Below are 10,013 nucleotides of genomic sequence, written 5' to 3' on the forward strand. Positions count from 1 at the left end.
GGTGATGGTGCTGCTGGTCAAGGAGCACGGCCTGCAGTACCTGCTCGCGGCCACCGTGCTGACCGGCGTGCTGCAGATCGTGGCGGGCCTGCTGCGTCTGGGCTCGTTGATGCGCTTCGTCTCGCGCTCGGTCATCACCGGCTTCGTCAATGCGCTGGCCATCCTGATCTTCCTGGCGCAGTTGCCCGAGCTCACCAACGTGAGCTGGGTGGTCCATGTGATGACGGCCGCCGGCCTGGCCATCATCTACGGCTTCCCCTACCTGACGAAGGCCGTGCCGTCGCCGCTGGTGACCATCGTCGTGCTGACCGCGGTGAGCCTGGCGCTGGGCCTGGACATCCGCACCGTCGGCGACATGGGCCAGCTGCCCGACAGCCTGCCAGTCTTCCTGCTGCCCGACGTGCCCTTGAACTGGGAGACGCTGAGGATCATCGCGCCGTATTCGGTGACGCTGGCGATCGTCGGTCTGCTGGAGTCGATGATGACCGCATCGATCGTCGACGAGTTGACCGATACCCCGAGCAACAAGAACCGCGAATGCGTGGGCCAGGGCGTGGCCAACATCGCCACCGGCTTCATCGGTGGCATGGCCGGCTGCGCCATGATCGGCCAGAGCGTGATCAACGTGAAGTCGGGTGGCCGCGGGCGGCTGTCGACGCTGGTGGCGGGCCTGTTCCTGCTGATCCTGGTGGTCTTCCTCGGAAACTGGGTGGCGAAGATTCCGATGGCTGCGCTGGTGGCGGTGATGATCATGGTCAGCATCGGCACCTTCAGCTGGGACTCGGTGCGCAAGCTGCGCGAGCACCCGCCGAGTTCGTCCATCGTGATGATCGCCACCGTGGTCGTCACCGTCGCAACGCACGACCTGGCCAAGGGTGTCTTCGTCGGCGTGCTGTTGTCGGGCATCTTCTTCGCCCACAAGGTCGGCCGCGTGCTGCGCGTGGACCGCAGCCTCAGCGACGACGGGCGTACCCGCACCTACGGCGTGGTGGGCCAGGTGTTCTTCGCCTCGGCCGAGACGCTGATCAATGCCTTCGACTTCAAGGAGGTGATCGACCGCGTGACGATCGACGTGAGCCGCGCCCACTTCTGGGACATCACCGCGGTCAGCGCGCTCGACAAGGTGGTGCTGAAGTTCAAGCGCGAAGGCGCGCAGGTCGAGGTCATCGGTCTGAACGAAGCCAGTGCCACCATGGTCGACCGCTTCGCTGTGCACGACAAGCCGGGCGCCGTCGAACAGCTGATGCATTGAGGGGGAAGAACATGAACAAGATCCTTGCTTGCATCGACACCCGCGGCAACACCGATGCCGTGATCGACTGGGCGGCTTGGACTGCGGTCCGGCTGAAATGCCCCCTGGAGTTCCTGCACGTGCTGGAGCGACACCCCGAATTGGCCGCCGTCACCGACTTCAGCGGCGCCATCGGCGTGGATGCCCAGGAGTTGCTGTTGAAGGAATTGAGCGGCCGGGACGAGCAGCGCAGCGTGGCCATGCGCGAGGCCGGCCGCGAACTGCTGAGTCATGCCCGCAGCCGGGCGTCGGCAGCAGGTGTCGAACACCTGGATGCGCGACTGCGCCACGGCGACTTCATCGACACGGCGATCGAGCTCCAGGCCGACGCCGGCCTCTTCGTGCTGGGCGAGCACTACCACGCATCTGCGCAGGAACGCATCCGTACGGAGCACCACCTCGAACGGGTCATTCGTGGCGTGTCGTCATCGCTGCTGGTGGCCACGGCCGAAGCGTTCGAGGCACCGCAGCGTGTCGTCGTGGCCTTTGATGGCAGCCCCGGGGCGCGCAGGGCGCTGGCGCGTCTGGCGCAGCACCCGCTGGTGGCGGGATTGCCCGTGTTGGTGGCCATGGTCGCGCCAGACACGACGCTGGCGCGCCGGCAGCTCAAGGAAGCGCAGGCCGCGTTGCAGGCGGCCGGCGTCGTCGTCGAGACCGAGCTCGTGGCGGGTGAACCCCAGCAGGTGCTGCCCGAACTCGTCAGGCACCATGCGCCAGCGCTGCTCGTGATGGGGGCCTTCGGGCACTCGCGGCTGCGCCAGTTGCTGGTTGGCAGCACGACGACCAGCCTGCTGCGGCTGAGCAACGTGCCGGTCCTGATCCTTCGCTGAGATCAGGTCGGCCGCCGTCCGACAGCCGATCGCAATGGCCGCCGGCGCGTGGTGTGACCCTTCTAGCCGCATGCGCGCAGCCGGTGGCTGGAGCCGGCGCAACCGACAGCCACATCCGAGCCGTTGCAGACCTCGCGCGTCGGCCAGAGCGGACGGTCCGTGTTCAGTCTGCCGCGTCGGGGGCTCCGAGCGCGCGCCCGGCGAGGTACTCGTCGAGCGACCACTCGGCTTCGAGCCAGTCCTCGAGTTCGCCGCCTGGTGCGAAGCCGCGCGCTTGCGCGCGGAAGTAGGCGGCCTCCGCGATCATCGTGCGTCGGCGCGCAGCGCAGAGAACTGGCGTGCCCCTACCCGAGGCATCGCCGCTGCAGGGTTCAGGCGATTCGTCTTTGATCATGTCAGTGAGCTTCGATGCCATGCCGTGCCGTGCCGGGCCGGGTGCCGTGGCGCGTTGGGCTGCACGCCGTTTGCGCCGACAGCCCTCCGAGCGCGCCCTTCACTGCGGAGCCTCGAGCGCCGACGACATCGCCTTGCGACGCACTGCCTCGGGCCAGGTGGGCGCGTCGAAGGCGAGCGAGGCGATCGAGCAGGTCGGCAACCTCTCGATGTTCGCCGCCAGGTAGTGGCCGAACTCGGAGAGCTCCGGGTTGTGGCCGACGATCGCGACATGGTCGAACCGGTCGTCGAGGCCCTGCACGATGTCCAGCAGCACACGCGCCGAGCCGCAGTAGAGCCGGTCGTCGATGCGGATGTCGTCGGCACGCTGGCCGAATCGTTCCGCCAGCGCGCGTGCAGTGGTCACCGCACGCACGGCCGGGCTCGACAGGATCAGGTCAGGGCGCACCACGTGTTCCGAGCAGCGCCGTGCCATGCGCACGAGCTCGCGTTCACCCTTCGCGTCGAGCGGGCGGCCGCGATCAGCCAGCGACATCTCGTCCCAGCCGGAACTGGCGTGGCGCATCAGCAGCAGTGTCTTCATGGCGGGCGGTGAGTTCCTGTGGGGGCAGTATTCGATGCGTGCATGACGCTTGTGTTGCACGCGATCGCGCTGCCGCATCCAGGCTTGATCTGCCGCAAACGACGGTCGCGTCGCTGGTGCGCGCTCAGTCGTGGTGTGAGGCGACGTGCGGGTCCGGGCTGTCGGCCTGAGGCATGGCCGGTATCGGCTCCGCGACCACCTGCGTCGGCGCAGGGCGGGCGATGGCGGGGACGGGCGGCGCCGCGATCGCGACCATGACCTGTGCCGAGCGCCCCGGCACGAGCGGCCCGGCCGAGCCGCCAGCAACGATCCAGGCCTGGCAGCGGTGCGCATCGCACTGCAGCGCGTAGCTGACTTCGCTGCCCAGCAGTGCCTGCCAGGCGTGCGCCGGGTCGTGCCCCTGCCAGTGGAGATCGAGCGGGCGCGACCCGGCGAGGGCCTCGATGCTGCCCCGCAGCGGCGAGCCGCTGAGCTGCGCGAAGGTCTGCGCAGCCGCCAGCCGCGACACGCCGGTGGCGTCGATGTGCCAGCTGCGGCCGTGCCGGCGGATGTTCAGCATCGTGGCGGCCGGCGTCGTCGAGTGGGGCAGGGGGGCGGTGGCCTCGCCCATGTCGTCGTCGGCCGGCTCCGGCGGCAGTGGCGTCGGAGCGGGCCGCGGCGACATGCCGGAGTCGCCGTACCCGGGCGGCACGGGCGCGGCCGCCGGCGCCGGGCCGTCAGGCATCCAGCGTGCCACGGCCGCGGCGCCGGTGGCCACCAGTGCCGCAGCGGCCAGTGCCAGCCCGATGCGCCGGGATGGCGTGCGCCATGCCGCGCGTCCGGACGGCCGCCATGCGGGCACCGGCCCGTCACCAAAGTGCCGGTCGGCCTCGGCCTCGGCCGGCGCGAGCGTGTCGGCCAGCAGCGGTTCGCCGGCCGCGCCGCCGCGGTCAGTCACGGTGCGCTCCGCTCGAGCTGCGCCAGGGCGCTCGGCGCGTCGCTGCGCGCCGGCTGGGCGCGCGCCAGCTCGGCGAGCAGCGCGCGTGCTGCGCCAGCGTCGGTGCGTGCCAGCGCGACGGCCATCTGCAGCAAGGGGTCGTAGGCCGGGCGGAAGTCGGGGCTGGTGTGCAGCACGGCCAGCAGCGGCTCACGCACCTGCGCCAGCATGCGATTCACGTCGCCGCTCGGTCGCACCGAACGGCCGGCGAGCAGGTAGCGGTCGCGCGCCTGCCAGTAGGCGGCCAGGCGTCCGGACCATGCTGCATCGGCCGGCGCTGCCAGCAACTCGTCGGGCGCAAGCTGGAACTGGTCGAGCAGCGCGAACAGCCGCACCTTCGGTGCCGAATCGGGTGCGTAGGTGATGCGCGGTGCTCGGTAGGCCACCAGCGGGTGGTCGTCGCGGTTGACTGGCGCATCGCCGGCAAACCGGGCCAGCGCGCGCGGGCCGGCGACGAAGCTGCCGAGCAGTGCGAGTTCGTCGGGCAGGCCGAACTCGACCGGCGCGCGCGGCATGCCGTGGTCGGCGAGGCGGCCGCGCAGCACGGCCGGGTCGAAGCGCTGGCCGTTGGCGCGCGCGACCAGCCCGAGCACCGGCGTCTCCAGGCTGTGCGTGGCAAGCATCGCCCAGCCCTCGGGGTAGGCGAGCACGAACGCGGCGACGATGCTGCGCAGCGTCTCGAGATCGAGCTGGTGCAGCGGCAGCCACTGGCAGAACACGCCGCCGTCGGCCAGCCGCGCGCGCACGGCCTGGAAGTGCTCGACGGTGTACAGCGCCGCCGAGCCGCTGCGTGCCGGGTGGAAGTTGTCGGCGACGATCAGGTCGTAGCGCCGTGACGTGGCGCGCACGAAGCGGCGCGCATCGGCGGCGATCAGCGTCGGTGCGGCGGCGGCGCCGAGTTCGTGCGTGAAGTGCGCCGAGGCGGCTATCACCTCGGGCAGCAGTTCGACGGCTTCGACCTGCAGTCGCCGGTCCTGTGCCGCCGAGCCGGCGGTGACGCCGGTGCCCAGGCCGAGGAACAGTGCACGGCGCGGCGCCGGATGCAGCAGCAGCGGCAGCAGCGCCTGGCGCGCGTCGGCGAACAGCGTCGCGCTGCTGCCCTCCTGCTGGCGGTTGTCGATGCGCAGGCGCGACACGCCCTGTGCATCCTCGACGACGCTGACCGCGCCCAGCGCACCGTCGCGATAGCTGACGATGCGAGCGCCCTCGGGCAGGTCGACGAACACCAGCGCTGGTGCCCACAGCGCCATGGCCAGTGCTGCGGCAGCCGTCGCGCTCCACGGCAGCGCCGGGCGCGGCCGCCGCAGCGCGAGCAGCAGGTAGCCGGCCACCACCACCAGCAGCGCCGCCTTGGCACCGAAGGCCGGCGCGAGCAGCAGGCCGAACAGCAGCGGCGCGAAGGCAGCGCCGAGCGTGTTGACCGCCAGCGCGCGGCCGAAGCCGATGCCCGACTGCACGGCCTCGGTCGCCAGGTGGCTGAACAGGGCGCCCATCAGCACGGTCGGCGGCCCGAATCCGAGCAGGGCCATCAGCGCCTCGGCGGCCAGCGCCGCGGGCATGCCCGCCGCGGTGACGTCGAGCACGGCGTGCTTGAGCGGCTCGGCCGCCCACAGGCTGGTCACGCCGAGCAGGCAGGCTGCGGCGAGCGCGCCGATCAGTCGCTCGCGCACACGCTGCGGCTCGCCGCGCCCGGCCCAGCCACGCTGGTAGGCCGCCGCGCCGAGCGCGGTGCCGACCAGATAGACAGCCAGCAGCAGCGCGAAGGTGTAGACGGTGTTCTCGGCGAACTGTCGCAGCACGCGCACCATCAGCACCTCGTAGCCGATGCCCAGCAACCCGGTGGCAGCGAGCATCGGCAGCAACCCGGGCGCGCCGGCGCACGCTTGCGCGTCGGCGACCCTCTGGCGGCGCGGCACGGACCGGAACAGCCACGGTGTCGAGGCCGCACACACCAGGTTGAGCGCGGCGCACAGCAGCGCGGTGCGCGTCAGCCCGTAGGTGGGCACCAGCCAGAACGCCGCGGCGAGCACGCCCAGCACGGCACCGAGCGTGTTGCCCGCATACAGCGCCGCGAGCGACGCACCCGGCCGGCGGCCCGCGGCCAGCACGCGCTCCATCGCCGGCAGCGTCGCACCCATCGCGGCCGTGGCGGGCAGCAGCAGCACGAAGCTGCCGATGAAGGCAACGGTCCATTGCCAGGCCGGCGACGGGCGTTCGCCGATCAGCCCCAGCAGCGCCTCGCCGACCGGTGCCATCAACAGCACCAGGGCCAGGCTCCAGGCGCCGATGACCAGTTCGCAGACTGCATACCAGCGCACCGGCCTGGCGCTGGCCTCGACCTGCCTGCCGAGCACGAAGGAGCCCAGCGCGAGGCCGCCGAAGAAGGCGCCGATCACCGCCAGCACGGCGCCCGCCTCGTGGCCGAGCCAGACCGTGCCCTGCTGTGTCCAGACGACCTGGTAGGCGAGGGCGGCGAAGCCCGACAGCAGCATCAGCAGCAGCGCGCCGGCTGGATGGGCCGGGCGGGCCGCACCCTGAAGCAGCGCCGGCTCAGCCACCGAAGCGGATCCGGTAGCCCCAGGAGTCGATGTGCGTGGGAATGGCATTGAGGGCCAGCGTGATGCGGCGCGCGCCGGGGTTCAGCGGCACCGCGTGCATCAGGTAGCTCGGGAACAGCGCCAGGTCGCCCGGCTGCGGCTGCGGGCTGATCCACTTGTCGGCGTTGTAGGGGCCGGTGACGACGCCGGCATGGTCGTTCTTGAACGAGAACTCGACGCCACCGGGCGACTTCATGAACACCGTGCGCGAGTCCGGGTGCGTCTCGGTCAGGTAGAGCACGCCGGAGATGAAGCTGTTGGCGTGGTTGTGCATCGCCTGGCGCCCGCCGGTGTCGAGCAGGTTGACCCACATCTCCTTGATCGACCAGCCGAGCCGCTCGCCGAACAGCAGCTCGCCGAACTCGGCCAGCCGCGGCGTGACCAGCGCGGCGACTTCCACCAGCAGCGGGCTGTCCGCCGGGCCGAGCATCGCGGTGTGGCTGAGGTTCGGCGAGGAACTGTTGTCGCGGTCGGCGCGCTCGCTGAAGTGCTCGACCAGTCCGCGGACCAGGCTCGCGCTCAGCACGGACGGAACGCGCATGAAGGGCGTGGGGAACAGGCCGAAGACTTCGCTCATGCGGCGATTCTCCGGTGCGGGCCACGGCCGCAGCGAATCCCGAGAGGCGGCCGCGGCCGTCATCAAGCCTTCATCGATGGTGTCTAGCGTCCGCCGTCACCGTCGCTCCCGCCGTCCATCCATGGCCCATCCGTTCCCTCGCCGCAGCGTGCTGCGTACCGGTCTTGCGCTGTGCGCCTCGCTGGCCTTGCCACAGGCGCGTGCCTGTGAGTACTTCGCTGACGGCCTGCGCATCACGCACCCCTGGACCCGCGCCACCGCGCCCGGCGCGACGACGGCGGTGCTGTGCATGGGCTTCGACGAGGTGCTCGTCGACGACCGGCTGATCGCCGTCGAGACGCCGGTTGCCGAGGGCGCGGAGATGGGGGGCCTGAGCGCAGGCCGGGAGGTGAATTTCGCGATCCCGGCCGGGCAGTCGTCGGCGCTCGGCGAGCACGGCAGCTTCGTGCGACTGGTCGGGCTCAAGCACCCGCTCGAGGTCGGCCGCACCTACCCGCTCAACCTCGGCTTCGAGCGCGCGGGCCTGGTGATCGCCACGCTCAACGTCGACTTCGCGCGCTTTCGCTGAACCACGCTGGATCCGCACGGCCGTCACGCGACGGTCATCGGCGCTTCCTAGCATCGGTCGAAGCGGGGCAGGCGCGCAGGCGCAGCGGCTCCCGAGCGACCACACACACAGAAACGACACACCTTCAGGAGCCCCCATGAGACTCGACTTCAGGAAGAGCCCGATCGCGATCGCGGTCGTCGCCACACTCGGCATGGCAGCGACTGCCCCGATCGCACAGGCCGGCGGCGACAGCCACGGCGACAGGCGCAACGACCGCGGCACCTACCTGGCCGGCGACTTCCACAACCACAGCACCTGCTCGGACGGTGCCGTGTCGCTGCAGAAGAAGGTGAAGAAGTCGATGGACCGCAGCGAGGCCACGCCCTGGGGCCTGGACTGGTTCGTGCAGGCCGGCCACGGCGGCACCGGCAACCGCAACTGCACGCTGGCGGAAGACGCCAGCCTGGCGACGCCGGCCTACCCGCTGGTCTACGCCGCCGACGGCACGACGCTGCAGGGCCCGACGACGACCTGGGTCAACACCAATCCCTCGGTGCCGCCCAAGGGCAACCTGTCCGGCTCGGGCGCGACGCAGAACATGTGGCGCTGGGAGGCGGTGCAGACCTACCAGTACCCGCTGCTGGAGTACCTGGCGGCCTACCGCAACGAGCCGCTGTTCATGGGTGTCGAGTCGGTGGTGGCCGGTCACGAGCACACCTCGATGGGCGTGATCACCGGCCAGATGCCGGCGGCCATCTACAAGCAGAAGCTGCCGACCTCCGCCGGCTACACGCCGCTGGGCAACGCGAACGCACTGGCCCAGTGGCAGTACTGCTTCGACCGCGGCAACAGCGACACCAGCCGCGGCAACACCACGACGCAGCCGGGCAACGTCAACACCGGCGTGGGCAACAACTGGGACTGCTCGGTGCCGGGCAGTGCCAACGGCAGCAACCCGGACTGGAACGTCGCCGGTGCCAAGCTCAACGGCGCCAACGGCGAGAACGGCCACCTGAAGACCGTCGAATCGATCAAGTGGATGGCCGCCTTCCACGGCGAGGGCAGCTACTACGTGCCGGCCCACCTGGAGCGCGCCGGCCCGTTCAACCCAGCCGGCAACAACGGCTTCAACGTCGAGCACCTGCGCAACTTCAACAACGCCGGCCCGCGTGTCGCGTTCGGCTTCGAGAGCCAGCCGGGCCACGGCGCCTCGGACCGCCGCGGCGAGTACAACCTGCGCCGCAACGCCATCGGCAGCGTGCGCTACGACTCGGTCGGCGGCACCACCTTCGGCGGCACCGGCGTCTACGCCGGACAGGTCGGCGGCGTGTGGGACGCCCTGCTCGGCGAGGGCCGCAACTGGTGGTTCTTCGCCAGCTCCGACTGGCACTCGCGCGGCGCCTTCAGCGTCGACGACCGCCGCAGCGACAACGACTTCTGGCCCGGCGAGTACCAGCGCAACTACACCATGGTGCGCCACGGCCGCACCGACAAGCGCCACGTCAGCCCGCAGATGATCGTCGACGGCCTGCGCAGCGGCAACAACTGGGTCGACAGCGGCCAGCTGATCGACCGCCTGGCCTTCGTCGCGTGTGCGGTGCCGCCGCGTGTGGCCGACCGTTCCGGGCGCTACCTCGAGTCGATCGGCGAGGCGGCCGTCGAGGCGCTGGCGCTCGCGTCTGCCAAGCAGAACACCGACATCGACCTGCGCCATTGCGCGACGATGGGCGAGAAGCTCGAGGTCAAGGCGGGCTCGGACATCATCGTCGCCATCGCGGTGCGCGACCCGAAGGGCAAGAGCTACTCGCCCTACAGCTTCCCGAACCCGTCGCTGCTGCAGGTCGGCATCACACAGCCGCTGGACGAGCCGGTGCTCGACCACATCGACGTGATCGGCGGCATGGTCAGCGGCTACAGGGCGCCGGGCTCGGCCGACTACGCCGGTGCGTGGCCGGACGACTGGGTCGACATGGCCAACCCGCAGCAGCTGCGCTCGCTGGCCGGCGTGCCGGCGGCGGCGAAGAACGAGACGGCCAAGGTCATCAAGACCTTCGGCAGCAAGGGCTGGCGTTCGCTGCACCATGACCGCGAGTTCAAGACGATGAGCTTCCGCCTGCGCGGCGTGAAGGCCTCGCAGTACGTGCGCCTGCGCGGCACCAACATGCCGCCGGCCGTGCCCTACGAGACCGACGTGGCCGGCAACCCGCTGTCCGACC

General features: G+C 70.8%; 9 protein-coding genes. 4 read left to right on the plus strand and 5 right to left on the minus strand.

Annotated elements, in window-relative coordinates:
- Position 1 precedes the first annotated feature (1 nt).
- Complete coding sequence (locus AAG801_RS36625) at positions 2–1,252, plus strand: SulP family inorganic anion transporter (RefSeq protein WP_341892841.1); 1,251 nt, start codon at positions 2–4, stop codon at positions 1,250–1,252.
- A gap of 11 nt (positions 1,253–1,263) precedes the next feature.
- Positions 1,264–2,121: a universal stress protein gene (locus tag AAG801_RS36630; RefSeq protein WP_341892842.1), complete on the plus strand. Its 858-nt coding sequence runs from the start codon at positions 1,264–1,266 to the stop codon at positions 2,119–2,121.
- A 163-nt stretch (positions 2,122–2,284) separates the two neighbouring features.
- Here AAG801_RS36630 and AAG801_RS36635 read toward each other — a convergent pair whose 3' ends face one another.
- From AAG801_RS36635 to AAG801_RS36655, 5 genes are all read right to left on the minus strand, one after another.
- Positions 2,285–2,428 carry a DUF2934 domain-containing protein gene (locus tag AAG801_RS36635; protein WP_341892843.1) on the minus strand — a complete coding sequence of 48 codons (144 nt, stop codon included), beginning with the start codon at positions 2,426–2,428 and terminating at the stop codon, positions 2,285–2,287.
- A 186-nt stretch (positions 2,429–2,614) separates the two neighbouring features.
- Positions 2,615–3,097: a histidine phosphatase family protein gene (locus AAG801_RS36640; protein WP_341892844.1), complete on the minus strand. Its 483-nt coding sequence runs from the start codon at positions 3,095–3,097 to the stop codon at positions 2,615–2,617.
- Between the two features lie 124 nt (positions 3,098–3,221).
- Positions 3,222–4,034, minus strand: coding sequence for a hypothetical protein (locus tag AAG801_RS36645; protein WP_341892845.1), 813 nt, complete (start codon positions 4,032–4,034; stop codon positions 3,222–3,224).
- A complete protein-coding gene (locus tag AAG801_RS36650) occupies positions 4,031–6,631 on the minus strand; it encodes a fused MFS/spermidine synthase (protein WP_341892846.1) in 2,601 nt (866 codons plus the stop codon). Before AAG801_RS36650 ends, AAG801_RS36645 begins: the two co-directional genes overlap by 4 nt.
- A complete protein-coding gene (locus AAG801_RS36655; protein ID WP_341892847.1) occupies positions 6,624–7,247 on the minus strand; it encodes a putative 2OG-Fe(II) oxygenase in 624 nt (207 codons plus the stop codon). The genes AAG801_RS36650 and AAG801_RS36655 overlap by 8 nt, the downstream gene beginning before the upstream one ends.
- Positions 7,248–7,368: 121 nt before the next feature.
- Between AAG801_RS36655 and AAG801_RS36660 the strand changes: the two genes are divergently transcribed.
- Both AAG801_RS36660 and AAG801_RS36665 read left to right on the plus strand, forming a co-directional pair.
- The gene (locus tag AAG801_RS36660; protein WP_341892848.1) at positions 7,369–7,815 is read left to right on the plus strand and encodes a copper chaperone PCu(A)C; all 447 of its coding nucleotides are present in this window, start codon (positions 7,369–7,371) and stop codon (positions 7,813–7,815) included.
- Between the two features lie 136 nt (positions 7,816–7,951).
- Positions 7,952–10,013 (plus strand): hypothetical protein (locus AAG801_RS36665; RefSeq protein ID WP_341892849.1); only part of this gene is annotated, 2,062 nt, incomplete at its 3' end.

Source organism: Variovorax sp. YR752 (assembly GCF_943372545.1).

Excerpts from the sequence above, each read along its gene's own strand:
- AAG801_RS36630 (WP_341892842.1), top strand. The coding sequence starts at position 1,264 with ATGAACAAGATCCTTGCTTGCATCGACACCCGCGGCAACACCGATGCC.
- AAG801_RS36635 (WP_341892843.1), bottom strand. The coding sequence starts at position 2,428 with ATGATCGCGGAGGCCGCCTACTTCCGCGCGCAAGCGCGCGGCTTCGCA.
- AAG801_RS36640 (WP_341892844.1), bottom strand. The coding sequence starts at position 3,097 with ATGAAGACACTGCTGCTGATGCGCCACGCCAGTTCCGGCTGGGACGAG.
- AAG801_RS36655 (WP_341892847.1), bottom strand. The coding sequence starts at position 7,247 with ATGAGCGAAGTCTTCGGCCTGTTCCCCACGCCCTTCATGCGCGTTCCG.
- AAG801_RS36660 (WP_341892848.1), top strand. The coding sequence starts at position 7,369 with ATGGCCCATCCGTTCCCTCGCCGCAGCGTGCTGCGTACCGGTCTTGCG.